A 26,645-nucleotide genomic window follows, 5' to 3' on the forward strand; every position below is an offset into this window, starting at 1 on the left:
GGTGGGCAAAATGTTATTTCATGACGGAAAAATGACGATCCGGAAGCTGGAAGACAGAGATAAAGAGGCAATGGTTAAGTGGCTGAATGATCCGGAAGTATTGAAATACTACGAAGGCCGCGACAATCCGCATGATTTGAAAAGAGTGAACCAACATTATTTTGAGCGGGAAGATGAAACGACAAGGTGCCTTGTGGAATACGATGAAACAGCCATTGGGTATATTCAATTTTATCCGGTTCTTGAAGAAGAACGAATGGCATACGGCTATTGGAATCCTGATGAAATCATTTACGGCACAGACCAATTCATTGGAGAACCGGATTATTGGAATAAAGGGCTCGGAACTGAGCTTGTGGAATTGATGAAGAAATATTTGTTGACCGATAAACAGGCGGATATTCTTGTTATGGATCCACAGGTCTGGAACGAACGGGCTATTGCTTGTTACGAGAAATGCGGATTTCAGAAAGTGAAATTCCTGCCGGCACATGAACTGCACGAAGGCGAAATGAAAGACTGCTGGCTGATGGAATACAGAGCGTAGCTAAAGCCAGAAAAGGCAACGTAAGAATCTGCTAATTAGCAAGTTTATAGGTATATCTTTTCTTCAACCATAAAGAAGCGGCAAATACAACAAATGCCAAAGCGACAGAAAACAGAAGTGTGGCTTGTTCTCCGTACTGCTCGATGATGACGGTATAGAAAACCGGTGCAATGGCGGATAACAGGAAACTCGGCACCAGAAGTTTTCCAACGAAAGCACCGTAAGTCCGGTTGTCGAACAAGACGAGCGGAAGAGAGCCGCGGGTAATGGTCATCAAACCATTGCCTGCGCCGTATAAAAAAGCAAAAATAAACGCCAGTGCCAGAAACTCGCCGCTGAATAACCCGATGGCAAAGCAAAGCGGCAGCAGGGAAGAAGCAAGGATGGTCAGCTTGAACGGATGCAGATGGCCGCCGAATAAGATTTCCCCTACCCGTGCCAGCGACTGCCCGATTCCGCGCAGCGTGGAAATCCAGACCGAAACAGCTGCTGCAAGGCCAAGCCCGGACAATATGGCAATCATATGCGCCGACATGGCGGAGTTCAAAAAGTTAAGAAGCGTAAAGATGAGTGCATAAAGGCTGCCGGCATAAATGCGTTCGCGGCCCGTTAAATTCAGTTTTACAAAAGCAGCGGATTTTAGGTCTTCGGCCGTTTTGCTTTCTTTGAACCGTTCTTTTGGAATGGCGAGATGCAGCGGAAGCGTCAGCAGTGCAAACCCGGCATAAACCAGCAAAGCCGCCCGCCAGCCGAAAGATGCCGAAAGGAAAAAGCCGATCGGCCAAAAAACAGTGGAAGCCAGTCCGCCAAGAAGCGTAATCTGGGAAATGGACCGTTTCGCACCGGACCCGGCAATGCGGACCAATGTCGCAAATGCCGCATCGTATAAGCTGAGGCGCATGGCGAAACCCAGGACAATCCATGAAATGTAATATGCCAAAACGGACTGCGACAAGGCGATTCCGGCACAACCAATTGCTAAAAGAAGGGACCCGGCAGACATCACAAAGCGTCCGCTGTACTGGTCGATCAGTTTTCCTGTCAACGGAGAAGTGAGGCCCATGACGATCAGCGCGGCAGAAAAACCCCCGTATACCAAAGTGCCGCTCCAGCCCAGTTCATCTGCAATTACTTCCCCGAAAGCGGCAATCAAATAATAAGAAATTCCCCAGCAGATCAGCTGGGATAAACCAAGAAAAAGGACCATTCTCCGCGTGATCATTCAATCCCCCTCCTTTTCTGCTCGCCGTACAGAAGTTCATTTTGCTAAACAATATCAGTTATAATAAAATCATAAACAATAATCAGAAAATTGCATACCTAAAAAATTCACCAAATAACAGTTGCATTTCTCCAAAAGGAGGCATTTGATGGTTTTTATTCAACAAGCACAGCCCGAACATGTGAAAGGGATTGCTCGCGTCTGTACGGAAGGGTATTGGGCGACCTACGACGAGATGTATTCAGCCGAATATATCAACGCAGTGATTAAAGAATTTTATAACGAGCAGCGGATCTTAGAAGAAGTGGAAAGCAGCAGCAGGGAATGGGGCGGATATTTTGTTGCCCTCGACAACGGAGAAGTGGTCGGAGCAGGCGGCGGCGGAATGATTTCTGAAAAAGCGGGGGAAATTTTCGTCCTATACCTGGACCCTGATAGGCTTGGAGAAGGCATTGGAACAAAGCTGCTGGAGGCCATTACTCGTCAGCAGAAAGAAGAATTCGGAGCACAGGAACAATGGGTATCGGTCGCGAAAGGAAATGAAAAAGGCATCCCATTTTACGAAGCGCGCGAATTTATATGCCGCAGTGAACGGCCGGTTTACCGTTCAAACGCTGATGATAAGATCATTTCGCTAAGGTATTGGCGGAAACTATGAAAATAGCAGGCGCAAAAAAGTGGGGATACCAAAGGGAGATGTGGATTTGAACAATAAATGGGCTTTTGCGCTGTTGGTCATTTTGACGACTAGTTTAATGGGATCATCTTTTGCGGTAGGCAAGATGGGAATGGTTCATGTTTCGCCTTTGCTGTTGGTTGGAATGCGTTTTACGTTGGCGGGCTTATTGATGGGGACGATCGTCTGGATGCTTCGGCGGCCGCATCCGAAAAAACTGCAAGACTGGCTGAAAATTGTGTGCATCGGTTCTTTCCAAACTGCCGGTGTCATGGGAGCCATCTTTTTGAGCCTCCGCACCATCACTGCCGGGGAATCCGCCATCTTGACGTTTATGAATCCGCTTTTGGTGGTGGTCTTTGGAACACTGGCGCTTGGCATCCGCTACCGGCTTGTCCAATGGTGCGGTGTGATTCTAGGATTTATCGGTGTATTTGTCACGATGGGCGGACAGCTGCAGGCAGAAATCGGCACGCTTCTCGGATTTTGCAGTGCGGTTTTTTGGGCAATTGCCACGCTGTTGATCAAGCAATGGGGACAGCGCTTTGATATTTGGGTGTTGACCGCCTATCAAATGCTTTCGGGCGGATTGCTTTTGTTAATTGGAAGCTTTCTCTTGGAAGATGCCCGGCTCGTGATCAATCCGACTTCGATCTTCATCGTGCTTTGGCTTGCCATCCCGGCGTCCATTGTGCAATTTGCTATCTGGTTTTTCCTGCTGCAAAACGGCAATCCGGGGAAAATCAGTGCCTTTCTGTTCCTTGCGCCGTTTTTCGGCATCCTTTCGGGATGGCTGTTGCTCGGCGAAGATATTGGCTTGACACTGCTTGCAGGAGGTGCCATGATCTTTGCCGGCATCTTTTTGGTGAACTGGCCGGACAAACGGGCAGCAGCGGTTCTCAAAGAAGGAATTTAATGCGCAAAACGAGAATACTAGAATCAGAAAACCATTTATTGATTAAATGAAACCCAGTTTCTAAAATCAGCTGGTGCTTCAAGTTATACGAGTGGACGGCTTGCCGGCCAGTTGCAGATCGCCAATAATAAGTTCACGGGGTGGTCCACTATGTTCAAATTTATGTTTAGGTTATTAGGGAGTGCGGTTCTCTTCAAAGCCGGCAGCCAATTGCAAAGTTTTCTCTTTAAGCCATCGGATTTTGAAAAAAATCTGGAACGGTTGGATCAGGAAGACTGGTTTGAAGAACTGCGGAAAGATTTTCGATATGACCACATCATCCGCTACAATTCAAAGGTGCGGAAAGTGATAGGAGATGCGAAGATCCTTGCAAAACTTTTAGCATCAAAAGAAGAACAGGAAAGATTCAATGAGCTTGTTCACCAGGAATACATAAAACTGATGGAAAAATAGAAGGAAGCAAGGGCAGTTGAAACGCCCTGCGGAGCCATTTCATATAGACGAACTTAATCGAAAAAATTTACGGAGAAGCGCATGTTTCCGCCGATACTCCAGGACTGGACGTGACAGGATATGGAATCTACTGAAGTAGAAGTTTTTTTACAAGCTGCAAAAAGATATTGCCATTTGATGGATTCGTTAAATTCTTTAGGCGAAATTGAGAAATTCAAGCAGCTGCACGCAGCAGTGACAGAACTGTACACAAAGGCGCTGTATCTGCCGGAAACGGAACCGGGCAAAGACGATTCTTTTGATATTGATTTCCAGCTGCCACAAGTTGATTTCGGTACACATAATGTCTATTGGGGAGGGTACGACCCTTATCACTCCGATGAAGACTTGGAAGAAATAATGGAAGAGCCGTTAAACGAAACCTTGACGGACGATGTGCTGGACATCTACAGCGACGTAAAACGCGGATTGATTTTGTATGAACAGGGAAACCACGCGGAAGCGATTGCTGAATGGAAATACAATTTTGAAATTCACTGGGGCACTCATGCAGCCAGCGCCATCCGAGCTTTGCATTCCGTGAATTACCTATAAAGTGTTTGATAAAGTATTCACGGTCCAACTTGAAAAAGTTGGATTTTTTAATTGGAAATTATGAGAAAAAATTATAAAAAAATAGTAATTACAGGTTTATAAATTCTTGAAATGGCGTATATAAATGTAGGTGGCTAGCGCAACATATTGTGTTAGATTACAGACAGCGAAATCGAGGGATTGCAGGATGTTTTACAAATACAAAAAATCATATAATAAAGTGGCCATAGGATTATTGTCGTTGATGGCAAAAGGCTACAACTTTAAATTGCTGCAGGAGACCATTCGGATGTATGAGGAAAACCCGGAGCGGCAGCTTTTTCTTTGGAAAGAAGCCGAAAATATTACAGGCCTTGCTGGAGTAGAACAGCACGAGGATTACTTTGTCATTTTGCACTTTTCCGTGAACCCTTCCTATCAAAAAGAAGAAACAGCTTACCGGATGCTGGAAGTTTTGAGAGAACAGATGCATACGAAAGAAATGCAACTCTCCAAAGAGGCAGCCCGCTTCCTTGCCAAGGTGCGCGGCACTTCTGACTTGCCGATCCCCATCTATTCAGACCTGGCTATTTCATAAAAAACCATCTTTTCAATCCGTTCTCTTGTGCGGAAATCATTAGACCTTGGAAGCTTGTCGGTTAAAGGCAGGCTTTTTTTGCCTCCAATCAAATGAAAAAATTTTATGAAGGGCCAAAAAAAGCTATAATAGAAAAATAGAATTGGAAAATAGAAAGAAGATGGCCGACTTGAACTTATACCCGATGGGGAAAGCATTTATCGTTGGATTGGCAGGAGCTTTGCTGTTTGAATTTTTAGGTGCGCCCATGCCTTGGCTGCTGGGCTCTTTATTTGCCGTCCTGCTGGTTCAATTGTTTACGCCGGTTTCATTGAAGTGGGACGCGGCTTTCCGGAATACCGGGCTGGTAATTGCCGGATACGTCATTGGAATTGCATTTACGCTTGATGCGCTAAATGGCATGAAACAGTATTTCTTGCCGATGCTCGTCATCAATATTGTGTTTTTCGGGTTATTCTTGATGATCAGTTCGTTGATGGCGAACCGGACAAAAGTGGATAAAGCGACGGCCATGACCTGCTGTGTACCGGGCGGCATGTCCCAAATCATCACGTTTGCAGAAGAACAGAAAACTATCGATTTAACCGCTGTGACATTTTACCATGTGCTCCGGGTTTTGCTGATTGTCGCGGCCGTGCCGTTTATCGTGGCAAGCGGCGGTGCTGCGCAGCCAGGCACGGCAGCGGAAGGCGAATATTCGATTTATCTTTTCGTGCTTTTGGCTGCCTGCTTCGCAGCAGGCATGCTTTTTAAGAAAATCAACGTGCCGACGGCTTTTTTGCTCGGACCCATTTTTCTGATTATGGTGCTGAATATCACCGGAGTTAATGTTCCTTTGATGCCCAGCTTGCTGCTTCATATTGCGCAACTGCTCATTGGCATTTATATTGGCCTGCTTTTGAAAAAAGAAGATATCAAACTGACGCCAAAACTGATCTTTTATTCTGTTTTTTCCAGTGCCGTGCTCATTGCTTTTGCTTACGGGCTTAGTTTTATTCTGCAGGATATGTACGATTTAAGTTTTTCGACAAGTTTTCTGAGCGTCGTGCCCGGCGGACTGGATCAAATGGGGATCATCGCGGCATCGGTGCACGCGGATGTAACGGTAGTCACGGCGTTTCAATTATTCCGGATCATTTTCCTGTCCGTATTCATTGTGCCGTTTGTAAAAATTGTCGCGGGCAGGGAAAGGAAAGTGAAAAACACGGATCTCGCAGGATCTTCCCCCAAAAATTAATCTTTGGCAAAATAAGCTCTTGACTTGTACGGGGAACATGATAAGATTTAGAACAATCAAAGATGCAATCAAATAGTGTTGAAGATGGTGCAGTAAGCATTTCGCGGGCAGCAAGAAGAGACTGGATGTATGGTGGAAATTCAGGCAGCGATATGGATGAAGTACGCCATCCGTTTTTTCAACTTTTTAATGAAGTGGATGGCCATTGGCTGTCAAATAGGGTGGTAGCGCGGAGAAACCTTCGTCCCTTTTTTTAGGGGATGATAGGTTTTTTTATTATATTTTTTTACATCCAGGAGGAATCAGCCATGTTTCAGATTAAAGAAGTTTTATCACCATCCGTCAAAGAAGCGCTCGCAATGACCGTTTTGATTGTAGCGATCATCAGCGTCAGTTTAATCAAATTTCAAGCAGTTCCTCACATGCCGATTCTTTTTGCCATTCTTCTGTTGATTTGCTATGGACTGATCAAAGGCGTGCCGTACTACAAATTGGAAAAGGGCTTGGTCGCCGGAGCGGGAGCCGGCATGAGTGCCGTGTTTCTCTTTTTCTTCATCGGCATCTTGATCAGCAGCTGGATGATGAGCGGGACGATTCCAACGCTTATATACGCAGGCTTCAACTTGGTGACGCCGCTGTTCTTTTTTGCCATCGTTTTTGTGGTCACATCCATTATCGGGCTGTCCATCGGAAGTTCGCTGACGACAGTGGCAACGGTCGGAGTGGCGTTTATCGGCATGGCATCTGTTATGGACATTTCGCTGGCAATTACAGCCGGCGCCATTGTTTCTGGTGCGTTTTTCGGGGACAAAATGTCGCCGCTGTCCGATACGACCAATCTGGCATCTTCTATGGTCGGAGTGGATTTGTTCGAGCATATTCGCAATATGGGCTGGACGACCGTTCCGGCATTTATCATTTCACTGATTGTATTTGCCGTGCTGTCGCCGGATTCTTCCATGGCCCAAGTGGATGATGTGGCCATTTTCCAGCAAGGCTTGCTGGATACCGGTGCCATCCATTGGTACTCAATGATTCCGTTGGTTGTCCTGATCATTCTAACGATTGGGAAAGTGCCGGCTTTGATGACGCTTGCCGTCAGTTCCATTGTTGCAGTCGCTATTTCTTTTTTCCACTTCAGTTACAGTGCGGCAGAAGTGCTGGCGATATTGTACAGCGGTTTCGTTTCAGAAACAGGGGTTAAGGACATTGATCAACTGCTTTCAAGAGGTGGGATGGAAAGTATGCTGTTTACGGTCGGCTTGGTTCTGCTCGCACTCAGCATGGGCGGCTTATTGTTCACGCTTGGAATCGTCCAATGCCTGCTCGGGAAACTCGAGAGCGTGCTGAAGAAAGTTTCTTCTGTGATTGCGGCATCCGCGTTGACGGCCATTGGCATCAATGTCCTGATCGGTGAACAATACTTATCGATTTTATTGACCGGCCAGGCATTCCATACGCAATACGAAAAAGTCGGCCTGACCGGGAAAAACTTAAGCCGCGTAATGGAAGATGCAGGAACAGTGGTCAATCCGCTTGTCCCTTGGAGCGTCTGCGGTATTTTCATCACTTCCGTTTTAGGGGTTTCCACGTTAACTTATTTGCCTTTTGCTTTCTTTTGCCTATTGTCACCGATTTTAACGGTTTTGTTCGGTTACACCGGCAAAACATTAACTTACCGGAAAGCGGAAGAATTGTAGTCGCTAGCTGCCCTTTACCATGATTTTGAAAAAAGTGTATAAGTAATTAGGTAGAAATTCCTTTCATTGTCAATATTTCTAAAGTATAAGGTTTTTTTTCATATATAATAAGAGCGAGTATACAAAAAGGGGTAGAGCAATGAACGGAATAACGAAGTTTTCTGCTTATATAAATGAAAATGTAGAATCCATCTCCAACCAGATTGTTGAAAGTGTAATCGGCAGAATGGGATTAATCATATCAGATGCTGAAACAGAACAAGCTATTGCCATGTACAATCAGCTTCTGGGCTTTTTCAGCGATGTATTGATCTATAAAGATGAAGAAGTGGTTCCGGAAGAATTGGTCAAATGGAGCAAAAACAATGCGGCGATGCAAGTTGCTGGTGGCGGCAAAATTTCTGAAATCGTGGTGCGCTACGGCCCAACGCGGGAAATTGTTAATGAAATGTTTACCGATCTTAGCATAGAGCTTGAGTTGACTGTCAGAGAAGCAGGTTTTATCTTGAAACGCATCAGCCAGATATTGGACGTTAGTTTAAATGAAACCTTTTTTGCATTTGAACGCTTATCGGATCAGTACCAGGAAGAAACCAGAAAAGAGCTGACGAAATTGTCAGCTCCGATTGTTCCAATCAAGGACGATATTGTGGTCTTGCCGCTGATCGGTTTTATTGACGAAGTACGGATTCGCCACATCATTGATAATGTCATTCCGCGACTGGCTGAAATGAATGTCCGGCACGTCATCTCGGATTTTTCCGGCTTGGTGATGATCAATGCACAAGTAGCAGAAGCCATCTATCAGATTGGCGGAACACTGCGCTTGATGGGAATCCATATTGTGGTTGCGGGCTTGCGTCCTGACCTTGCACAGACAATTGTCAATACCGGCATGGACATGTCGATGACCGAGTCTTATGCAACGGTCAAACAGGCCCTGAAAGTTTTAACTGAACATGAAAAAGCGTGAAATCATTCGATTTCACGCTTTTTTTATTTATACGCCGCGTTTATTGCCCCACACCAAGGTATGGAGCTGCGGCAGGACTTTGGCATTGTTCATAATTGTTGAACGGACGGCTTGCTCGATGAGCCATTCATAGCGCTCTAAGAGGGCAGCTGTGAGGCCTGCGTCGTCCGTTGTAGCGGTGTCGCTGTTGCCGGTCTGCAAAAAGAACGGGACAGCTGGGTAGCGCAGATGAAGGTCTTCGGCATACTTGAAATCATCTTCATCAAAAATGACCACTTTCAGGCTGGCGTTGGCACCCGCAAGCTTGTCCATGAAAAAATCCAGTTTGCTGAAATCTGTCTTCATGCCGGAACTTGGCGGTTTCGGTGAAATGGTGATGTCATCGATTGCCGGCATCCAGTCCTGCCAAATCGATCCTTGCGTTTCCACGCCGACTTTCCAGCCGTTTTCGTGGCATAAAGCCACCAGTTCGGCAATGCCTTTGTGCAAAGCAGGGTTGCCGCCGGATATGGTCACATGGGAAAAGGCTTGGCCGCCGATCGCTTTAAGTTCCCCAATGATATCTTCAGGCTCTTTAGAGCCGCTTTTGCCGGTGCCATCCCATGTGAATTTGGAATCGCACCACGAACACGAGTAGTCACAGCCGGCGGTCCGGACAAACATCGTTTTTTGGCCCATGACCATGCCTTCGCCTTGGATAGTCGGACCGAATACTTCCATAACCGGTATTCTCATTGGAAGTCCTCCTTGGAGGGACGGTATACGACATAGCTCGTCGGCGTTTCCCGGACAATTACCTGCAGGCAATGCGGCTGGTTGGCAGTGGATTGAAGAAGGTTCTCCACCATTTGCCAGATTTGTTGAGCCAACAGTTCGGTGGTTGGGAATTTGGATTCAAATTCAGGATGGTGATTCAATACCGAATGATCGTATTTTTTATGGATTAAATTTTTCAGCAGTTTAAAGTCGATCAGAAAACCCGTGGCGTCGAGTTCGTTTCCACAAATCGTGAGATTGATGAAATACGTGTGGCCATGCATTTCCTGGCATTTTCCTGCGTCTTCGCTAGGAATGAAATGGGCTGCTGAAAAATGCATGTCTTTGTTCAATTCGAATCGGAACGCATGCGGGACAGAAGGATAGAATTGCTGCATCATAGATGGGCACCTGCAGCTTTTTTCGCTTTGTATGCGCTGAGCCCTTCATTCCGCAGGATGCACGATGGGCATTCACCGCAGCCGGAACTTGGAATGCCGTTGTAGCAGGTCAGGGTTTTCTCCTGGACAAAGTCGAGTGCATCCAATTGGTCCGACAGTTCCCATACTTCGGACTTATCGAGCCACATCAAAGGCGTGTGGATGACAAATTGCTTGTCCATAGCCAGGTTCAGCGATACGTTCAGCGATTTGATGAACGTATCCCGGCAATCGGGATAACCGCTGAAATCGGTCTCGCTGACGCCTGTTATCAAATGCCGCGCCCCGATGGCATCAGCATAAACTGCTGCAAAAGACAAAAACAAGTGGTTTCTGCCGGGCACAAACGTAGAGGGCAATTCGCCTTCGGTTGCTGTTACTTCGATGTCGTCCCGCGTCAGTGCATTGGCTGACAGTTGGTTGATCAAGGTCATATCAAGCACTTTGAACGAGACGCCGAGCTCTTCCGCAATTTTACGGGCGCATTCGATTTCCGCCGAATGGCGCTGTCCATAATCGAAAGTCACGGTAGCTACTTCTTTAAAATTCTTCAATGCCCAGAAAAGGCAAGTGGTGCTGTCTTGGCCGCCGCTGAACACGACAACCGCTTTTTCGTTTTTCAAATAGAACATCTCCTTAGTTTTTTAGAGAGGGAGTTTGCGAACCTCTTTTTTTCGAACACTGTTAATAATAACATAGAATAAAATAGGGGAAACTGTGAAACTTTTCTGGGATAACGAGCGTATGAAGGAGCAGGAAGGAAAAAACAGCCAATCGTCGAATAGGATTTATAGAAGAATGAAGGAAAGGTTTGAGCGACAAGTGAAAATAGAACCGGAAGAATGGATTTCACAAATGGACTGGCAAGGTTTTTCGGGCAGGACAATCCTTGGCATCGATGGCTTTAGCCGTACGGGCAAAACAAAGCTGTCTAAAGAACTGGAAGCCCATCTCAGGGAACAGGGCTTAGCAGTCCTCGTCTTTCACATCGATGATTTTATTGTGGAAAAGAAGCGGCGCTATGGAACCGGGCTCGAAGAGTGGCAGGAATATTATTTTCTGCAATGGGAAGCAGAGCACCTGGCTGAATTTTTCTTTGGACAGTTAAAATCGGCGGAGCAGCTCGACCTTTGGGTATATGATGCGGACCAGGACAGCCGATCCTTGCAGACGATTAGTCTGCCCGCAGAAGGCGTAATCCTAGTTGAAGGGGTATTTCTTCAAAGAAAAGAATGGCGCCGTTTTTTTGATTGCTTGGTATACCTGGAATGTCCGGCAGAACAACGTTTTTTACGGGAATCAGAGAATATGCAAGCCGATCGTGCCTTATTGAAGCGACGCTACTGGAAAGCGGAAGCGTATTATGAAGAAATGCTAAAGCCGGCTGAGCAGGCAGATTGGGTGCTGGACAGCAGCACAAGCAAGATAGGAGATGCAAGATGAACCGCAATAAGGCAAATAAAAAAACAATATGGATTGTGGTTGCACTGGTTGCGGTCTTGATTGCTGCAGCCATTATTTACTTCTTGCTGCGTGACACCGGCAATGAAAAAGGTACGACCGAAATGGGCGCAAGCGCGGATTACAAATTGGATGTGCAAATGGATGATCAAAACCGGTTCCAAATTACTGCAGACATCAACGTACTGAACGAGTCCGATGAAACCTTTGAAGATCTGGGTTTTTATTTGATACCTAATGCCATCAATCCCGACGATATGCCGGAATTGGCGCAAGCGTCTGCTGAAGTCGCTGTCGAATCAGTAAAGCGTGGAGATGAAGAATTGTCTTATAGCCTGGACAACAACAAATTGCTGGTAGAGCTGGAAACGGGATTGGAACCGGAAAGTACGGAAGAAATAACGGTTGCTTATACCATGAAACTGCCGGAGAACGGCATGCGATTGTCGCAGGATGGGGACAATTATTTTTTGGCGCAGTGGTACCCGATGCTTGCCCAATATGATAAAGGATGGGACATTCAGGATTTTGATATGAACGGGGAGAGCTACCACAGCGGATTTGGAAATTTTGAAGTGAGCTATAAGCTGCCGAAAGAGTACTTGGTGGCCAGTTCGGCCGCTGAAGGGGATATTCGGCCATCTTCATCCGGTACAGTGAAAGGCGAGCGGATCAAAGATTTTTATTTGGCTTTTTTGAACTCAGAAGAATGGCTCTCTGAGTCGGTGGAAGTAAATGAGACGGTCCTGCGGCTCTTTATGCCGATGGACCAGGAATTTATGGATGAAAATATCGTAAAGGCAAAAGCTGCCTACACATTTTTTGAAGAACGGATTGGGGACAACCCATTCCCGGAACTCGATATCATTGCCAATGACGGCTACATGGAATACCCGAACGTGATTGAAGTGGCCAGTACATGGGATGCGCTCGATGAAGTGCTGGTCCATGAGATAGGGCATCAATGGTTTTATTATATTGTGGGAAATGATCCATACGAAGATGCCTGGCTGGATGAAAGCGTCACCGAGTTTGCCACTTCCATTTTCCTGTCGGACTATTACCAGGATGAAGATTACGGATTCAGATCTGCACAAATGGCAGCGGATGCTTACCGCCAAGAAAAATATGCAAATCTGCCATTGAGTGAATACAACGAAGGCGAATACGTATCGACCGTTTACGGGGAAGCGCCGCTTGTGCTTCGGAATTTTTTTGAGGAACGCGGCGGCAATGACGAAGCGCTGGAATTTTTAGGGGCTTATTACAAGGAGTATCAATTCAAGTACGTCAACACGCCGACCTTTAAAAACTTTTTCACTTCTTATTACGGCGAAGAACAACGTGAATTTTTGGATAGTTGGCTTCAGTGAATAAAAAAAGCGCTTCTGAAAAGAAGCGCTGAGCTTGTAGACATAAGGATCTTTATACATGAGAGCTAAAACAACATACAATTTGGATATCCCGGATCCTCCGTTTCAGCCGGACGCGTTCCGCGGGCTCGCGCCGAACTAACTCGGAACTAGCGTCCCGAGTGGATTTCGGCACTTCGCTATCCCGCAGGAGTCGCCGGCTTCCACTCCGGATCCTTAACATGAAGATTATCTAGAGGCGTCGCTTTTCCTTTTGAGCTGTCTGTTCAAGCTTCACTCGGATGACCATTCACTATCGGATCGAAGAGAGACGCCCAACCGGTTCGGCCACGGAGACTCCTGTGGGACAGCGAAAGCTGAAGACCCCGCAGGCGCGAAGCGGCGAGGAGGCTGAAGCTGAGCCCACGGAAAGCGAAGTGGCCTGTCCGGTTGGTTTTATACATCTCTATTTATTAAAGTTACACTTTATCTACAGTCTGAGCGCTTCTGAAAAGAAGCGCTTTTTTTATTGAAAATAAAGCTATTTTCTGAAAGAAGATGCTGTTAAAATATAGAAAAGATCGGGGTTATTTGATGCATATTACGCGAGCGGATATAGGTCATGCGAAAGGGATTTCGCGAGTTCATATAGACAGTTGGAAAACCACTTATAGCGGAATTGTCCCCCAGGATTATTTGGATCAGTTGGACTATGAAAGCCGGGAACAGCAATGGCGGAAAAATCTTTCGGTTAGCCAGGTATTTGTCGCGGAGACCAGCGGCAAACAAGTGGCCGGTTTTTCGACAGGGGGCAAAGAACGGACAGGAAATTATGGGGATGCTGTCGGTGAAGTGTACGCCATCTATGTTTTAAAAGAATATCAGGGACGCGGTTTAGGCAAGCAATTGCTAAAGCCCATTGTCGACAATTTGCAGCAGCAGGACATTGATGAACTCATTGTTCTGGCGCTGGAAGACAATCCTGCATGCGGCTTTTACAAGAGCTTGGGCGGAAAAGCAATCGGTCGGCTGGAAATCGAAATTGCCGGAACGTACCTGGGTGAAACGGTATTTCATTGGAAATCCTTGAAGGACATACGCCTGCGAATAGAAAGGTAGTTATTTGGCTGGCGGAACATGTAATATTCCAAAAACCCAAAATTGAATTTAATAAAAATCTATTCTTGAATTTAAAATTTTGCGTAGTTACCCGGCTGAAGGGGAATGATAGAGGAAAGTGCAAATTGAAAATCAGGTGAGTTTACAGAACGACACAGAACCGGGCAAAATAACTGCCAACACAGAAAGACGGAGGATGACATGAACAGCAAAATGAAGTTTTTCACCCTAATTTTAGTGCTAGTTGCGGCATCGGTTGCGAGTTTTTTATTGATTTTTCAGCAAGGGCTTGTGGGAGGGCTGGCAATTGCTTCGCTATTTCTTTTGGTTTGCCTGATTCTTTTTGTATTGAGCGTTTATGGAGTGGTGACAGACCGCTTGGAATTTATGGGGTTCCGTACGGTCCGTGAACACATCGGTTTAATGATTTTCTCTATTTTTCTGTCAACCGTAGTCGGCTCTTTTGCAGTTGCCAACTCTTTTGTGGAATACACAGTCGGAGACAATAATTTAGCTTATGCAGAAAAGTCCCGCCTTTTTGCAAGCAGCATTTTCCAGGTGCCTTCCCAAAAGGAACTGATGAAAACCGAAAAGAATGGAGTGACTTATTATTATTCCGAAGAGCAGGAACTCCACATTGAAAAAATCGACCAGCTGCTTCAAGAAGAAAAACAAGGATTCTATTCATATTTTGGCATAAAAGATGACAGTGGCTTGTCGATTGAATTCCACGGCAGCTATGAATCGCTTGAATCGAGTTCAGGCATGGAGGGGATTGCGGGTTATTACAATTCCGGCAACCGGACGATTCATCTGATCCCTGATGATGAAATTTGGGAGCTGATCCTGCTTCACGAATATACCCATTACCAGAGCCATTTGTATGCTGAAGAAAACAATTTGGGAATTCAACGGATTCCGTCCTGGTTTGAAGAAGGGCTTGCTGATTTTTTGGCGGAAGATAATAGTTACTGGTACGATCTTCAATCGGTCGAGCTGATCAATTTCCGCAGTCTGGATATCTATACGGAATTCGAGGAGGCTTCTACCGAGAGTTACGATCCGTATGCCCAGAGTTTTCTGGCTGTGCAATCCTTGGTAATGGACCATGGAACGGAGTTTATTCCCGATTTATTGACCTCCAGAAACACCTCGGAATTTTACCGCAAGCTCGAAGAATTGACCGGCATGGAGCTCGCAGAATTCCAGAAAACCTTTTTGAAAGATATGCTCGAAGAACAAAAAACACGCAATGCAAAATTGGATCAAGCGTACAATGCCATTGACACAAAACAATTTGACAAAGCTGAAGAAATCCTGAAAAACCTTCAAAAGAGCGGCAATAAATTTGACGTAGATGAAGCCTATTGGATTTTAACCGATGTTTATTTAGAGCAGGGGTTGTATGAAAAAACAATCGCTGCCCTGGAGGAAAAAATCAGCAAAGGGGAAGAGGAGTTTCTAATAGACGATCTGCTGCTGCTCGCTGAAGTGCAGTTAATCATGGATCCGGCAAAATCATTAGAGCTCGCCAAAAAGGCTAAAGCTTTGAATGAGGAAAGCGGCGACTATTACGATCCGCTGGAGCTGGACCTGTTGGAGCAAGCTTATCAAAAAATCAATTCGCCAAGTGCACTAAGCGGCTATAAAATGATTTTTGACCAGGAACTGGTATGGAATCCTTATGTTCTCGAAGATCTGGGTGAAAAGCTGGCAAAGGAATACCCGGGGAAATTTTAAAAGGTAAAACGAAAAGCACGAGAAGTGAAACAAGCGGCTGCAACCAGCCGCTTGTTTTTTATGAAAAAAGAAATTTGGCATGCACTTTATTCTCTGTAACTTTATTCAAAGAAAAGCGTACATATACATAAGATGTTTCGGTAAAAGTAGGAGGGGGACAGATGAAGAGCAAGCTTGCATGGCTGGGTGCTTTTTTTATTTTACTTACCGGATTTTTGTATGTAGCTACGTTTTATGCGTATGAACCGGCTGAAACACTGGGAGGGTTCCCGGAACCGGTTTTCGCGGAAATTACAGAAGACAAAGAAACCGCAAAATTGTATTACTGGAACGGTGCATCAGAAGAAGATGGCATCCCTTTTGGCTATGAAGTCGTTATTCTGGCCAGCGGCTGGAAAAAAGGGGCGAGAGAAGGTGCCTCCGTCATGTATCACAAAGGCGATGAGCAAGTGGATGTGATTTCTTCGACAAATCGCCTGATTCTCATGAAAAAGAAAAACATTTCCAATTGAACGCAAAAGAAAAATCCCCGGACTGCAGAGAACTGCCATCCGGGGATTTTGTTTGTTATCGTCTGCCGATGTCTTTGCCCACTTCTGAGCCTTGCTGAAGCGGCGTTTTGTCGCCGACAATTTGTTCTGAATTTGCGTCTGAACCGATTTCGTCGCTTGTTCTGTATGTGCTTGCGCTGATGTCGTCATCTTCAGCATCTTCTGTGCGGACGACTAACACGTCGCATTTGGCAGAACGCACGATATGTTCAGACACACTGCCGATGAGGAAGCGTTCAACGGTGTTCAAACCAGTTGCACCACAAATGATTAAATCAGCATTTACCTTTTTAGCCAGTTCACGCGAAATCATCGATTTTGGAGAACCATAATCCACGAGGATATTAACACTTCCGACGCCAGCTGCTTCGGCCTCTTTTTTATAGCCGCCAAGCAAATCCTCAGCAAACTTTTGGGCACGGTCTGCAATCGAACGGTCATACGCTTCAATGGCCGCAAATGAACGAGTATCGATGATATTCACCAAATTCAATGTGGCATTGTTCCGTTTCGCTATGCCCACCGATTTTTTAAAAGCCCATTCTGCTTCTTTCGAACCGTCAACTGCTACCAAGATCTGCGAATACTTCAATGTCATTGTGCATTCCTCCTTGTCTATAGTTATATCTTTCGATAAATAAAGGCGAGTTCCTTCTTTTTGCACAAATATTTACCGGATATTTGGCGGTTATATGAATGAATTTACGTTTTTTTGGAAACTGCAGCGTTGTTTATTTTTATTTTTTCATAATAATTAAATTGTCGGAACGCACTTTTTAAGGAGAAAATCCGAAAAACATAAAAAAGGGGAGCGGAAACAGGAATTATCTGATAGAATAGACTTGCTTTGAACATTTAGATGTTTTATAAATTATTATTCTATAGCACACAAATGGAGGGTTTTGTAATGCGTATTGGGGTACCTAAAGAAGTTAAGAACAATGAAAACCGTGTAGCAATGACACCGGCAGGCGTAGTGAACTTGGCGCTTTATGGACACGAAGTGTTTATCGAGACAGAAGCAGGTCTTGGATCCGGCTTTACAGACGAAGATTACAAAACAGCTGGAGCGCAGATTGTAAACACTGCTGAAGAAGCATGGGCACAGGAAATGATTATGAAAGTGAAAGAACCGGTTTCTTCGGAGTACGGTTATTTCCGTGAAGGCATGATTCTCTTTACATATCTTCACTTGGCTCCAGAACCGGAATTGACAAAAGCGATGCTTGATTCCAAAGTGGTCGGGATTGCTTACGAAACCGTTCAGCTTCCGAACAATACTTTGCCATTGCTTACACCAATGAGTGAAGTGGCGGGCAAAATGTCAACTCAGATCGGTGCACAATTCCTTGAGAAAATCCACGGCGGCGGCGGCATTCTGCTTGGCGGAATTCCTGGCGTTTCACGCGGCAAAGTAACCATCGTAGGCGGCGGCGTTGCGGGAACCAATGCAGCGAAAGTGGCAGTCGGTATGGGAGCAAGCGTAACAATCCTGGACTTAAACCCGGATCGCCTGCGCCAGTTGGATGACTTGTTCGGCGGCGATGTGCAGACATTGATCTCAAATCCATTCCATATTGCAGAATCGGTAAAAGAAGCGGATTTGGTAGTTGGAGCTGTATTGATTCCAGGTGCGAAAGCGCCGAAACTGGTAACAGAAGAAATGATCAAATCGATGAAACCAGGTTCTGTAGTTGTGGATATCGCAATCGACCAAGGCGGCATTTTTGAAACAAGCGACCGCATCACGACTCATGACAATCCGACTTACGTAAAACACGACGTGGTTCACTATGCTGTGGCGAATATGCCAGGGGCTGTTCCACGGACTTCAACAATCGGCTTGACGAACGTTACTGTTCCTTATGCAGTACAAATCGCCAACAAAGGTTATGAAAAAGCCATCCTTGAAAATGAAGCACTGAAAAAAGGCGTCAACACGCTTAAAGGCTATGTAACATATAAAGCCGTTGCGGACGACCAAGGCATCGAGTACAAATCAGTCGACGAATTGTTGGCGTAAGCAAAATTATTGAACAATTGGACATTATCAAAAAAGCAGTCACCGGAGAAAATCCGGTGACTGCTTTAACTTATTAACCGATATTCCGCAAACCAGCTGCGCTTGCCGCGGGCGAGCGCCAAGCCTCCTCATGTGCTTGCGCACCTTGCGGGGTCTCGGCTGTCTCGCTTTCCCGCAGGCGTCTCCGCTGGTTTGCTCCATATCGATAGCGAACTGTGAATAAAAAGCGTTTATACTCATCTACTCTTTCTGATAAAAAGAGTTCTCTATTAAAAGAGCAATCCGAATGAAGCGGAAAGTGGCGACTCCTGCGGGAGCAGCACGAGCTGAAGACCCTGGACGGAGCGCAGCGAAGGAAGCGGCTGAAGCCGTGCCCGCGGAAAGCGTCCACTTGGAGCGAAATGAATAAAGGCTTCACTTGTTTCTCAATAGCCTGAAGCAGTCACCGGAGAAATTCCGGTGACTGCTTTTTGCATTTAATTTGAAATGATTTGAAGTTCTTTCGGGAATTTCGTCAATACTTCCACGCCGTTTTCTGTGACAGCGACATCGTCTTCGATGCGGACGCCGACTTTGCCTGGCACGTAAACGCCCGGTTCAATGGTAAACACCATCCCAGCTTCCATGGCCATTTGGTTAGATCCGTGCAAAGATGGGAATTCATGCACCGAAATGCCGAGCCCGTGGCCGAGGCGGTGAGTGAAATATTCGCCGTAGCCGGCATCTTCGATCACCTGGCGTGAAGCTTGGTCGAGTTCAGCGGCGGTGATGCCCGGTTTTACGGCATTCACGGCAGCAAGTTCAGCGCGAAGGACGATGTCATATACGGCTTTTTGTTCTTCGTTCGGTTCGCCGAATGCCAGTGTGCGGGTAATGTCCGAGCAATAGCCTTTATGGACAACGCCGAGGTCAAACAGCACCAAATCGCCTTTCTGGATTTTGCGGTCGCCTGTTTTGCCGTGCGGAGAAGCCGCTTTCGGCCCGCTGAGGACAGTGGTATCGAACGACATATGCGTAACGCCGCGTTTTTTCAGTGCCAACTCAATTTCCGTCATCACTTCGATTTCAGTAATGCCTTCACGCAAAGTTTTGGCTCCGATTTCAATCGCGTAATCCGCGAGTTCGGCTGCTTCTCTCAAAATTTGAAGTTCTGCCTCATCTTTGATGACGCGCATGGCATTGATTTTTTCATCCAATGCCACAAACTCGGGATTGCCGAACAGCCGGTTCATGGCTTCAAAGCGGTCTACCGTCATATGCGATTTTTCGATGGCGATCCGGCGGACACTGCCGTTCCGTTCGGCAGTAGTGCGGTGCAAAACCTGCATCGCGTCTTCTGTATCGACGTGGCCGACAATGTCGCCATTCCAGCCGGCGCTTTTCGCGTCCGGAATTTCCATCTGCGGGCAAATCAGAAACGGTTCTGCATCTTTAAAGACCATGACACCAAGAAGGCGTTCGTGTGGATCGCTTTTGAATCCGCTGGCGTAAAAAACGTTGTCAGGGTTGGTGACAAATGCAGCATCAACATCGGATTCGGTTAAGTAGGCTTTCAATTGCTGTATTTTATTCATATGTATTCCTCCTTTTATATGTGTAGCATATCAAATTTCAGGGTATAATACTGCTTGAAATGATTGCCAATACACTCGGGAGGGATTTCATGCAAGTATCATATCACGGCCATTCGGTTGTAAAAATCAAAACAGGAAGCAAAACCATTTTGATCGATCCATTCATCAGCGGCAACAGCTTGACAGACTTGACAGCCAGCGAAGAAAAGCCGGACGTCATCTTGCTGACGCATGCACACAACGATCATGTGGGCGATACCATCGACTTGGCGAAAACCAATGATGCCCAAATTGTGGCACCGGTGGAACTCGCAAATTATTTGGGAAGCCAGGGATTGAATGCAATCGGCATGAACCTCGGCGGCTCTCATGAATTCGATTTTGGAACAGTCAAATACACCAAAGCTTTCCATAGTTCTTCTTATACAACGGAAGAAGGAGACGTCATTTACGGCGGCATGCCGGCAGGCCTTTTGTTCAAAGCGGAAGGCAAGACGATCTACCATGCCGGAGACACGGAAGTGTTTGGCGATATGGCGATCATCGGCGAGCGCAATGAAATTGATGTGGCTTTTGTGCCAATCGGCGATTTTTTTACCATGGGGCCGGAAGACGCTGCATATGCAGTCGAACTGTTAAAACCGAAAACCGTTGTGCCGATCCATTACAATACCTTCCCGCCGATCAAACAGGATCCGGAAAAGTTCAAGGCATTGGTGAAAAATACAGAAGTGAATATCTTGCAGGCCGGCGGAACCATCGACTTGTAAAACCAGAATCCGGAGAATCCTATTCTCCGGATTTTTTCGGCTGAAAAAACTTTTGTTCACCGCCTCTTTAGCCGCATCGCTGCCCTTGTTTCAATAGGAAATATGGTACACTATGGGCAAGAGCAAGCAGAAAGAAAAGGTGAGTTTATGGCAACAAAACACGAACAGATTTTAGAGTATATTGAAACGCTGCCGGTTGGAGAGAAAATTTCGGTGAGACGGATCGCAAAAGATCTGCAGGTCAGCGAAGGAACGGCTTACCGGGCGATTAAGGAGGCGGAAACTCAGCGCCTCGTCTCGACAATCGAGCGCGTCGGCACGATCCGCATCGAACGGAAAAAGAAAGAAAACATCGAGCGGCTGACATACGCGGAAATTGTCAACATCGTGGATGGACAGGTGCTGGGCGGAAAAGCCGGTTTGCATAAGTCGCTGACCAAATTCGTCATCGGTGCTATGCAGCTGGAAGACATGATGCGCTATACCGAAGCTGGAAATCTCCTGATTGTCGGCAACCGCTTCAAGGCGCATGAATACGCACTGCAGGCAGGCGCAGCTGTTCTCGTAACGGGCGGATTTGATGCGTCGGACACAGTCAAACGGCTGGCGGATGAGTACGAACTGCCGGTCATTTCAACAAGCTACGATACGTTTACAGTAGCGACGATGATCAACCGGGCCATCTACGACCAATTGATTAAAAAAGAAATCCTGTTGATCGAAGATATTTTGATTCCTTTCGAAAACACGCATTTGCTGTACGAAAAAGACCCGATCAGCCGGTATCGTGAACTGAACAAAGAAACGACGCACGGCGGGTTTCCGGTGATCGATGACAGCGGCAAACTGGTCGGCATTATTACATCCCGTGATGTGATCGGCCATTCGGATGAAGAAACGATAGAAAAGGTGATGACGAAAGACCCCATTACCGTATCGCTTCAAACCAGTGTCGCCGCTGCTGGCCACCGGATGATTTGGGAAGGCATCGATTTGCTGCCGGTATCGGATGACCACGGGAAACTGAAAGGGGTCATCAGCCGGCAAGATGTGCTGAAAGCCATTCAAACGGCGCAGCGACAGCCCCAGCAAGGAGAGACCATCGATGACATCATCAAAAGCCAGCTGCGCATTCCGCAAGCGGACAAGCTGACATTGGAATTTAAAGTGACGCCGCAAATGACCAATGCCTATGGGTCGGTCTCCTACGGAGCGTACACCACCATTTTGGTGGAAGCGGCAACAGCGGCATTAAAAACCAAGAACCGAAGAGAAAGCGCATTGGAAAACATGACGATCTATTACTTGAATCCGGTGCAGCTGGATTCCACGCTCCATATCAAACCGCTGATTCTGCACATCAGCCGAAAGTCCGCCAAAGTGGATGTCGAAGTGCTGTCCGACCATAAGATTGTGGGAAAAGCTTTGCTGACGTTCCAGTTATTGGACAGGTAATGAAAGGCAAATAAAAAAATCTCCCCGCAAGGAGAGATTTTTACTGGTTCAGCCGAGCTTCTTCTGCCACAAATTTGTGGTAGTGCTTAGCGGCTTTGTAATTGGAGAACATCATCATGGCGCCCAGGATAATGAAAATACCGGAGACGATATAAGTCACGAGCGACTGGTAAACGAAAAGAAAGTTGATGCCGAAAAAGAAGATGAAACTTCCGAGTGAGAATGCTGCAACAGCGGCATACCATTTTTTGCGGATCGGCAAAACCGCACGGAATTGTTTTGTTTTATAATAAAAATAAAAAACAAATGATACAATGATTAAACCAACAAATACTAACATTAGGGACCTCCTGTATTCCAGAACTCAACTCTATTGTACTGAGAATCGGCTGAAAATGCGAATGGATTTCCTTAGATAACGGAGGAACTTGGATATGAACAGTCAAATCATCGACACAATTAAACAGTATGAAACCATTGTGATCCACCGCCACGTGCGTCCGGACCCGGATGCTTACGGCTCCCAGCTCGGCCTGAAATATCTGCTGCAGCACAATTTTCCGGAGAAGCGGATTCTGGCGGCAGGAGAACATGATTATACGCTTGATTTTATGGATTTTCCGGATGTGGTCGTAGACAGTGATTTTGAAGGCGCTCTTGTCATCGTCACAGATACCGCGAACACGGAACGCGTCGATGACCAGCGCTATACAAGCGGCGCTAAAATCATTAAAATCGACCATCATCCGAATGATGATGCGTACGGGGATATTTTGCTGGTGGATACCAATGCCAGTTCCGCATCGGAATTGGTATATGAATTGTTTACATATGGACGGGACCATGAGAATTGGACAATGCCTGACTCGGCTGCTCGGCTGCTATATGCCGGGATTATTGGAGACACCGGGCGGTTCCTGTTTCCAAGCACTACGCAAAAAACCTTTGCAGTGGCAGGCGAATTGATCAAATTCAATTTTGACCGCAACGAACTTCACAATGGCATGTATGAAATGGACCGCAATTTGCTTCATCTACAAGGCTATATTTATCAGAACTTTGTGATGGATGAAAGCGGCGCTGCCTATGTGAAAATTACGCTCGATGTCTTAAAGGAATTCGAAGTGACGGCCACCGAAACTTCGTTGCTTGTCGGGTCGCTCGGCAATGTGAAAGGCTTGAAAGCATGGGTGATCTTTATAGAAGAAGAAACCGAAATCCGGGTTCGCCTTCGCTCCAAAGGCCCTATTATCAATGGATTGGCAAAAGAATTTGGAGGCGGGGGCCATCCGATGGCTTCAGGAGCTACAGCATATTCTTGGGAAGAAGCAGACCGCGTTATTGAGCGGCTGATTGAAATTTGCGCATCTTAAAAAAGGAGGGATCCAGTTGTCAATGGTTTATCCGCATATAAGCACATCGGCTGATCTGCTGAAAAGCACGGTGCGCCTTGACGAACTTTTCCCTTTTCTAATGGAACAAGGGACGGCATCAGCTGCCATCGTCAACACGAAATTATACGGCATCCTTCCTTTTTGGGAAGCTTGCCATAAGGCCGGCATCCATGGGGTGGTCGGCCTTTCCACGTTTATCGAATTTGAAGAGCAGGAGTATCCGGTGGTGCTCTATGCCCAAACCAATCAGGGCTACAAGAATTTATTGAAAATCAGCAGTGCCTTATCAACCCGGGACAAAACAGCCTTGCCTGAATCCTGGCTGAAAGCGTATCGCGGAGGGCTCTTATGTGTGGTTCCGAACAAAACAGAATGGACGTTGACGGACCGCGGAGAAGTTTTCAAATTCATAAAAGCTGTTTTTGGGGAGCAGTGCTTTGGCGGCATTGAACGGCCAGGCGGGGAGCGGATGGCTGAAGAAGATGGATTTGCCGCTCAATGTGTGCAGCACAATATGCGGATCATGGCTACGCAGGAAAGCCGGTACATGCAGGAAGCGGATGCTTTTGCGTTTGAAGTGGCATCAGCCATTGGCCAAGGTTTGAAAATGAACGATGAACAGCGGAAACGTCCGGAACATACAAAAGCTTATGTGCCGTCTGGGGAAGAATTCATTTCCTGGTTTTCTTCCAATCCGGAATGGCTGGAAGAAACGAAAAAAATGCTCGCAAGCTGCCAGGTGAGCATTCCGATGAACCAGCAATTGCTGCCGGTTTATCCGCTGCCTGAAAATACAGACCGCAAGGCGTACATCTGGGAACTTTGCCAAAAAGGGCTGAAAGAGCGGGTTCCAGAAGTTACGGAAGCCTATACCGAACGCCTTCAATACGAATTATCCGTTATCAGCAATATGGGCTATATCGATTATTTCTTGATCGTAGCAGATTTCATGAAGTTTGCCCGGGACAATGGCATCTTAACAGGTCCGGGACGGGGATCATCGGCAAGTTCGCTTGTCGCTTATTCGCTTCAGATTACGGACGTTGATCCGCTCGAACATGGCTTATTGTTCGAACGTTTCTTGAATCCGGAACGGGTGACGCTGCCGGATATCGACATCGATTTCGCCGATCATCGCCGCCACGAAGTGGTGGAATACGTAGCAGGGAAATACGGCAACGCCCGAACTGCCCAGATCATCACATTCGGGACTTTATCGGCAAAAGCGGTTGCCCGCGATACGGCGCGTGTGTTCGGTTTTGAAGCGGAAGAGCTTGAGGCCATTTCCAAAATGATTCCGAGCCGGATCGGCACCACGTTAAGGTCTGCGTTAAAAGAGTCTCCGGCTCTGAATGATTGGGTTGTCCAAAAAGAAGAACGCAAATCGTGGTTCAAGACCGCCTTGAAACTGGAAGGCTTGCCCCGCCATGCCTCGACCCACGCAGCAGGCGTCATTTTAAGCCCAACGCCGCTGGTCGAGCATGTACCGATTGAAAAAGGCAGCGAAGGGATTTTCATTACCCAATGGCCGATGGGGGAACTCGAAGCTGTCGGGCTGTTGAAAATGGATTTTCTGGGTCTCCGGAATTTAACGATACTCGAACAAATCCGGAAACTTGTCTATTTGGATACGAAAAAAAGGATCGATTACCGCAGTTTGCCCTTGGATGATGAGAAAACCTATGCCTTGCTAGCTGCAATGGACACGACAGGGATCTTCCAACTGGAATCGGAGGGCATGCGCCGGGCGCTCCAGCAAATCCGGCCGACGGCGTTTGGGGATATCGTGGCAGTCAATGCCTTGTTCCGCCCAGGCCCGATGGAATTTATACCGCTTTATGCGAGACGGAAGCACAAACAGGAGCGTGTCGATTACGTCCATCCAATCCTGGAGCCGATTTTAAGTGAAACTTATGGCGTCATTGTGTATCAGGAGCAGATTATGCAGATTGCTGCCCGCATGGCAGGATTTTCGCTTGGAGAAGCCGATTTGCTGCGCCGGGCAGTCAGCAAGAAAAAACGAGAAATCCTGGACGAGGAGCGGCTGCACTTCACGAGCGGTGCCATGGCCAAAGGCTTTACCGAAGAAGCGGCAACGGAAGTGTATAACTTAATTGTCCGGTTCGCCGATTACGGCTTTCCAAAAAGCCACGCGGTGGCCTATAGCATGATCTCTTATCAGCTGGCCTATATGAAAACGCATTACGCCGTCTACTTTTATGCAGCCATTCTTGCAAACAGTGCGGGCAATGCGGAAAAGACCCAGCAATTGCTGCAGGAAATAAAAGACAAGAACATCGGCTTGCTGCCGCCTTCCGTGCAGCGCAGTTTCCATTCCTATTCTGTAGAAGAGGGGCGCATCCGGGTAGGGCTGAATTCAGTGAAAGGCGTTCCGGGCAGCGCTGTCAAAGTGCTGCTGGAAGCCCGGAAAGAAGGGCCTTTTTCCAGCATGTTCGATATAGCCGAACGCATTTCCGCAATCCATTTCACCCGCAAAGCGTTTGAGCCGCTCATCAAAGCAGGCTCGCTTGACGACTTCGGGCTGGACCGTGCAGTGCTGCTGGCATCACTAGACAGCGCCATCAAGCACGCAGAACTGGTCAAACCGAATGAGGAGCCCGGGTTGTTCGATGAAATGGGCTCCAGTTTCATGAAGCCGAAATATGCCAAAGCTTCGCCGATTCCGGAGAATTTAAAGCTGGATTTTGAAAAAGAAGTTCTCGGCTTTTATTTGTCCACTCATCCCATTGCGCGCGAAAAAGAACAACGCGGCAAAAAGTATGCCGAGATGCGCAGCTTGAAAAATGTTCAGGACCGGCAGCCAGTAGCTGTGCTGGGCATGGTGGAAGAAGTCAAACGGATCCGGACGAAAAAAGGGGATGCCATGGCGTTCGTCAACTTGCAGGATGAAACGGGCCTTGCTTCAGTCACCTTGTTTCCAAAAGAGTACGCCAAATACAATGCGCTTCTTGAACCGCATGCTGTTCTGGAAGTACAGGGAACGGTTGAAAACCGCAACCACAAGATATCAATCATCTGCAAATCGATTGAACAATAACTGGATATAGAAGAAAAGGCTGCAGCAAACTCGAACTTAAATGAGCTTGTTTGCAGT

The 26,645-nt window shown here is 46.7% G+C and carries 26 protein-coding genes, 1 pseudogene and 1 riboswitch; of the genes and pseudogenes, 20 read left to right on the top strand and 7 right to left on the bottom strand.

Annotated features, from left to right (window positions below; all coding sequences use genetic code 11):
* The first annotated feature begins 10 nt into the window (after positions 1–10).
* The gene (locus BLQ32_RS12885; protein ID WP_074510617.1) at positions 11–547 is read left to right on the top strand and encodes a GNAT family N-acetyltransferase; all 537 of its coding nucleotides are present in this window, start codon (positions 11–13) and stop codon (positions 545–547) included.
* 31 nt (positions 548–578) lie between these two features.
* Here the strand turns inward: BLQ32_RS12885 and BLQ32_RS12890 are convergent, their stop codons facing one another.
* Positions 579–1,769: an MFS transporter gene (locus BLQ32_RS12890; protein WP_074510618.1), complete on the bottom strand. Its 1,191-nt coding sequence runs from the start codon at positions 1,767–1,769 to the stop codon at positions 579–581.
* Between the two features lie 148 nt (positions 1,770–1,917).
* Here BLQ32_RS12890 and BLQ32_RS12895 point away from each other — a divergent pair, with 148 nt between their 5' ends.
* The 8 genes from BLQ32_RS12895 to BLQ32_RS12930 all read left to right on the top strand — a co-directional run bounded on the left by BLQ32_RS12895 (position 1,918) and on the right by BLQ32_RS12930 (position 8,895).
* Positions 1,918–2,427, top strand: a complete 510-nt coding sequence (locus tag BLQ32_RS12895) for a GNAT family N-acetyltransferase (protein WP_074510619.1) — start codon at positions 1,918–1,920, stop codon at positions 2,425–2,427.
* 19 nt (positions 2,428–2,446) lie between these two features.
* Complete coding sequence (locus BLQ32_RS12900) at positions 2,447–3,361, top strand: DMT family transporter (RefSeq protein WP_280513361.1); 915 nt, start codon at positions 2,447–2,449, stop codon at positions 3,359–3,361.
* Positions 3,362–3,511: 150 nt separating this feature from the next.
* Positions 3,512–3,814, top strand: a complete 303-nt coding sequence (locus BLQ32_RS12905; protein WP_074510620.1) for a hypothetical protein — start codon at positions 3,512–3,514, stop codon at positions 3,812–3,814.
* Between the two features lie 120 nt (positions 3,815–3,934).
* Complete coding sequence (locus BLQ32_RS12910) at positions 3,935–4,408, top strand: DUF5063 domain-containing protein (protein WP_074510621.1); 474 nt, start codon at positions 3,935–3,937, stop codon at positions 4,406–4,408.
* 187 nt (positions 4,409–4,595) lie between these two features.
* A complete protein-coding gene (locus BLQ32_RS12915; RefSeq protein ID WP_074510622.1) occupies positions 4,596–4,985 on the top strand; it encodes a hypothetical protein in 390 nt (129 codons plus the stop codon).
* Between the two features lie 169 nt (positions 4,986–5,154).
* Positions 5,155–6,222, top strand: a complete 1,068-nt coding sequence (locus BLQ32_RS12920) for an AbrB family transcriptional regulator (protein ID WP_244890358.1) — start codon at positions 5,155–5,157, stop codon at positions 6,220–6,222.
* A gap of 308 nt (positions 6,223–6,530) precedes the next feature.
* On the top strand, positions 6,531–7,922 hold the full coding sequence (gene nhaC, locus BLQ32_RS12925; RefSeq protein WP_074510623.1) for a Na+/H+ antiporter NhaC: 1,392 nt from the start codon (positions 6,531–6,533) through the stop codon (positions 7,920–7,922).
* 139 nt (positions 7,923–8,061) lie between these two features.
* Positions 8,062–8,895, top strand: a complete 834-nt coding sequence (locus tag BLQ32_RS12930) for an STAS domain-containing protein (protein WP_074510624.1) — start codon at positions 8,062–8,064, stop codon at positions 8,893–8,895.
* A gap of 27 nt (positions 8,896–8,922) precedes the next feature.
* On the opposite strand, the gene queE is transcribed toward BLQ32_RS12930, so the two are convergent.
* Genes queE through queC form a run of 3 tightly spaced genes read right to left on the bottom strand, consistent with a single transcriptional unit; the run spans position 8,923 to position 10,714 of the window.
* Positions 8,923–9,630 (bottom strand): 7-carboxy-7-deazaguanine synthase QueE, encoded by a 708-nt coding sequence (gene queE, locus BLQ32_RS12935; RefSeq protein WP_074510625.1) that lies wholly within the window; start codon positions 9,628–9,630, stop codon positions 8,923–8,925.
* Positions 9,627–10,052, bottom strand: coding sequence for a 6-carboxytetrahydropterin synthase QueD (gene queD / locus BLQ32_RS12940; protein ID WP_074510626.1), 426 nt, complete (start codon positions 10,050–10,052; stop codon positions 9,627–9,629). Before queD ends, queE begins: the two co-directional genes overlap by 4 nt.
* On the bottom strand, positions 10,049–10,714 hold the full coding sequence (gene queC, locus BLQ32_RS12945; protein WP_074510666.1) for a 7-cyano-7-deazaguanine synthase QueC: 666 nt from the start codon (positions 10,712–10,714) through the stop codon (positions 10,049–10,051). Before queC ends, queD begins: the two co-directional genes overlap by 4 nt.
* A gap of 7 nt (positions 10,715–10,721) precedes the next feature.
* Positions 10,722–10,765, bottom strand: a riboswitch (PreQ1 riboswitch).
* Between the two features lie 124 nt (positions 10,766–10,889).
* Here queC and BLQ32_RS12950 point away from each other — a divergent pair.
* From BLQ32_RS12950 to BLQ32_RS12970, 5 genes are all read left to right on the top strand, one after another.
* Positions 10,890–11,534, top strand: a complete 645-nt coding sequence (locus tag BLQ32_RS12950; protein WP_235783841.1) for a kinase — start codon at positions 10,890–10,892, stop codon at positions 11,532–11,534.
* Complete coding sequence (locus tag BLQ32_RS12955; protein ID WP_074510627.1) at positions 11,531–12,925, top strand: M1 family metallopeptidase; 1,395 nt, start codon at positions 11,531–11,533, stop codon at positions 12,923–12,925. The genes BLQ32_RS12950 and BLQ32_RS12955 overlap by 4 nt, the downstream gene beginning before the upstream one ends.
* A 573-nt stretch (positions 12,926–13,498) precedes the next feature.
* Positions 13,499–14,023 (top strand): GNAT family N-acetyltransferase, encoded by a 525-nt coding sequence (locus BLQ32_RS12960; RefSeq protein ID WP_074510628.1) that lies wholly within the window; start codon positions 13,499–13,501, stop codon positions 14,021–14,023.
* A 201-nt stretch (positions 14,024–14,224) separates the two neighbouring features.
* The gene (locus BLQ32_RS12965; protein ID WP_074510629.1) at positions 14,225–15,763 is read left to right on the top strand and encodes a hypothetical protein; all 1,539 of its coding nucleotides are present in this window, start codon (positions 14,225–14,227) and stop codon (positions 15,761–15,763) included.
* 161 nt (positions 15,764–15,924) lie between these two features.
* The gene (locus BLQ32_RS12970) at positions 15,925–16,275 is read left to right on the top strand and encodes a hypothetical protein (protein ID WP_074510630.1); all 351 of its coding nucleotides are present in this window, start codon (positions 15,925–15,927) and stop codon (positions 16,273–16,275) included.
* 196 nt (positions 16,276–16,471) lie between these two features.
* Here the strand turns inward: BLQ32_RS12970 and BLQ32_RS12975 are convergent.
* Positions 16,472–16,912, bottom strand: a pseudogene (locus BLQ32_RS12975) (universal stress protein); the annotation flags it as partial.
* A 309-nt stretch (positions 16,913–17,221) separates the two neighbouring features.
* Between BLQ32_RS12975 and ald the strand changes: the two are divergent.
* Entirely contained in the window at positions 17,222–18,337 is a 1,116-nt protein-coding gene (gene ald / locus BLQ32_RS12980) for an alanine dehydrogenase (RefSeq protein WP_074510631.1), read from the top strand.
* 286 nt (positions 18,338–18,623) lie between these two features.
* A complete protein-coding gene (locus BLQ32_RS20130; RefSeq protein WP_280513362.1) occupies positions 18,624–18,746 on the top strand; it encodes a hypothetical protein in 123 nt (40 codons plus the stop codon).
* 67 nt (positions 18,747–18,813) lie between these two features.
* Here the strand turns inward: BLQ32_RS20130 and BLQ32_RS12985 are convergent, their stop codons facing one another.
* Positions 18,814–19,911 (bottom strand): M24 family metallopeptidase, encoded by a 1,098-nt coding sequence (locus tag BLQ32_RS12985; protein ID WP_074510632.1) that lies wholly within the window; start codon positions 19,909–19,911, stop codon positions 18,814–18,816.
* A gap of 89 nt (positions 19,912–20,000) precedes the next feature.
* Here BLQ32_RS12985 and BLQ32_RS12990 point away from each other — a divergent pair, with 89 nt between their 5' ends.
* Both BLQ32_RS12990 and BLQ32_RS12995 read left to right on the top strand, forming a co-directional pair.
* Positions 20,001–20,681: a metal-dependent hydrolase gene (locus BLQ32_RS12990; RefSeq protein ID WP_074510633.1), complete on the top strand. Its 681-nt coding sequence runs from the start codon at positions 20,001–20,003 to the stop codon at positions 20,679–20,681.
* Positions 20,682–20,828: 147 nt separating this feature from the next.
* Complete coding sequence (locus BLQ32_RS12995; RefSeq protein ID WP_074510634.1) at positions 20,829–22,136, top strand: DRTGG domain-containing protein; 1,308 nt, start codon at positions 20,829–20,831, stop codon at positions 22,134–22,136.
* A gap of 40 nt (positions 22,137–22,176) precedes the next feature.
* Here the strand turns inward: BLQ32_RS12995 and BLQ32_RS13000 are convergent, their stop codons facing one another.
* Positions 22,177–22,476, bottom strand: a complete 300-nt coding sequence (locus BLQ32_RS13000) for a YtpI family protein (RefSeq protein WP_053165447.1) — start codon at positions 22,474–22,476, stop codon at positions 22,177–22,179.
* A 94-nt stretch (positions 22,477–22,570) separates the two neighbouring features.
* Here BLQ32_RS13000 and BLQ32_RS13005 point away from each other — a divergent pair, with 94 nt between their 5' ends.
* A complete protein-coding gene (locus BLQ32_RS13005) occupies positions 22,571–23,509 on the top strand; it encodes a DHH family phosphoesterase (protein ID WP_074510635.1) in 939 nt (312 codons plus the stop codon).
* A 22-nt stretch (positions 23,510–23,531) separates the two neighbouring features.
* Positions 23,532–26,588: a DNA polymerase III subunit alpha gene (dnaE, locus tag BLQ32_RS13010; RefSeq protein ID WP_244890360.1), complete on the top strand. Its 3,057-nt coding sequence runs from the start codon at positions 23,532–23,534 to the stop codon at positions 26,586–26,588.
* Positions 26,589–26,645: the final 57 nt, after the last annotated feature.

The organism is Planococcus glaciei, from assembly GCF_900099655.1.
GTDB classification, from domain to species: Bacteria; Bacillota; Bacilli; order Bacillales_A; family Planococcaceae; genus Planococcus; species Planococcus glaciei.

Excerpts from the sequence above, each read along its gene's own strand:
- BLQ32_RS12885 (WP_074510617.1), top strand. The coding sequence starts at position 11 with ATGTTATTTCATGACGGAAAAATGACGATCCGGAAGCTGGAAGACAGA.
- BLQ32_RS12890 (WP_074510618.1), bottom strand. The coding sequence starts at position 1,769 with ATGATCACGCGGAGAATGGTCCTTTTTCTTGGTTTATCCCAGCTGATC.
- BLQ32_RS12895 (WP_074510619.1), top strand. The coding sequence starts at position 1,918 with ATGGTTTTTATTCAACAAGCACAGCCCGAACATGTGAAAGGGATTGCT.
- BLQ32_RS12905 (WP_074510620.1), top strand. The coding sequence starts at position 3,512 with ATGTTCAAATTTATGTTTAGGTTATTAGGGAGTGCGGTTCTCTTCAAA.
- BLQ32_RS12910 (WP_074510621.1), top strand. The coding sequence starts at position 3,935 with ATGGAATCTACTGAAGTAGAAGTTTTTTTACAAGCTGCAAAAAGATAT.
- BLQ32_RS12915 (WP_074510622.1), top strand. The coding sequence starts at position 4,596 with ATGTTTTACAAATACAAAAAATCATATAATAAAGTGGCCATAGGATTA.
- nhaC (WP_074510623.1), top strand. The coding sequence starts at position 6,531 with ATGTTTCAGATTAAAGAAGTTTTATCACCATCCGTCAAAGAAGCGCTC.
- BLQ32_RS12930 (WP_074510624.1), top strand. The coding sequence starts at position 8,062 with ATGAACGGAATAACGAAGTTTTCTGCTTATATAAATGAAAATGTAGAA.
- queE (WP_074510625.1), bottom strand. The coding sequence starts at position 9,630 with ATGAGAATACCGGTTATGGAAGTATTCGGTCCGACTATCCAAGGCGAA.
- queD (WP_074510626.1), bottom strand. The coding sequence starts at position 10,052 with ATGATGCAGCAATTCTATCCTTCTGTCCCGCATGCGTTCCGATTCGAA.
- BLQ32_RS12950 (WP_235783841.1), top strand. The coding sequence starts at position 10,890 with ATGAAGGAAAGGTTTGAGCGACAAGTGAAAATAGAACCGGAAGAATGG.
- BLQ32_RS12955 (WP_074510627.1), top strand. The coding sequence starts at position 11,531 with ATGAACCGCAATAAGGCAAATAAAAAAACAATATGGATTGTGGTTGCA.
- BLQ32_RS12960 (WP_074510628.1), top strand. The coding sequence starts at position 13,499 with ATGCATATTACGCGAGCGGATATAGGTCATGCGAAAGGGATTTCGCGA.
- BLQ32_RS12965 (WP_074510629.1), top strand. The coding sequence starts at position 14,225 with ATGAACAGCAAAATGAAGTTTTTCACCCTAATTTTAGTGCTAGTTGCG.
- BLQ32_RS12970 (WP_074510630.1), top strand. The coding sequence starts at position 15,925 with ATGAAGAGCAAGCTTGCATGGCTGGGTGCTTTTTTTATTTTACTTACC.
- ald (WP_074510631.1), top strand. The coding sequence starts at position 17,222 with ATGCGTATTGGGGTACCTAAAGAAGTTAAGAACAATGAAAACCGTGTA.
- BLQ32_RS20130 (WP_280513362.1), top strand. The coding sequence starts at position 18,624 with ATGAAGCGGAAAGTGGCGACTCCTGCGGGAGCAGCACGAGCTGAAGAC.
- BLQ32_RS12985 (WP_074510632.1), bottom strand. The coding sequence starts at position 19,911 with ATGAATAAAATACAGCAATTGAAAGCCTACTTAACCGAATCCGATGTT.
- BLQ32_RS12990 (WP_074510633.1), top strand. The coding sequence starts at position 20,001 with ATGCAAGTATCATATCACGGCCATTCGGTTGTAAAAATCAAAACAGGA.
- BLQ32_RS12995 (WP_074510634.1), top strand. The coding sequence starts at position 20,829 with ATGGCAACAAAACACGAACAGATTTTAGAGTATATTGAAACGCTGCCG.
- BLQ32_RS13000 (WP_053165447.1), bottom strand. The coding sequence starts at position 22,476 with ATGTTAGTATTTGTTGGTTTAATCATTGTATCATTTGTTTTTTATTTT.
- BLQ32_RS13005 (WP_074510635.1), top strand. The coding sequence starts at position 22,571 with ATGAACAGTCAAATCATCGACACAATTAAACAGTATGAAACCATTGTG.
- dnaE (WP_244890360.1), top strand. The coding sequence starts at position 23,532 with ATGGTTTATCCGCATATAAGCACATCGGCTGATCTGCTGAAAAGCACG.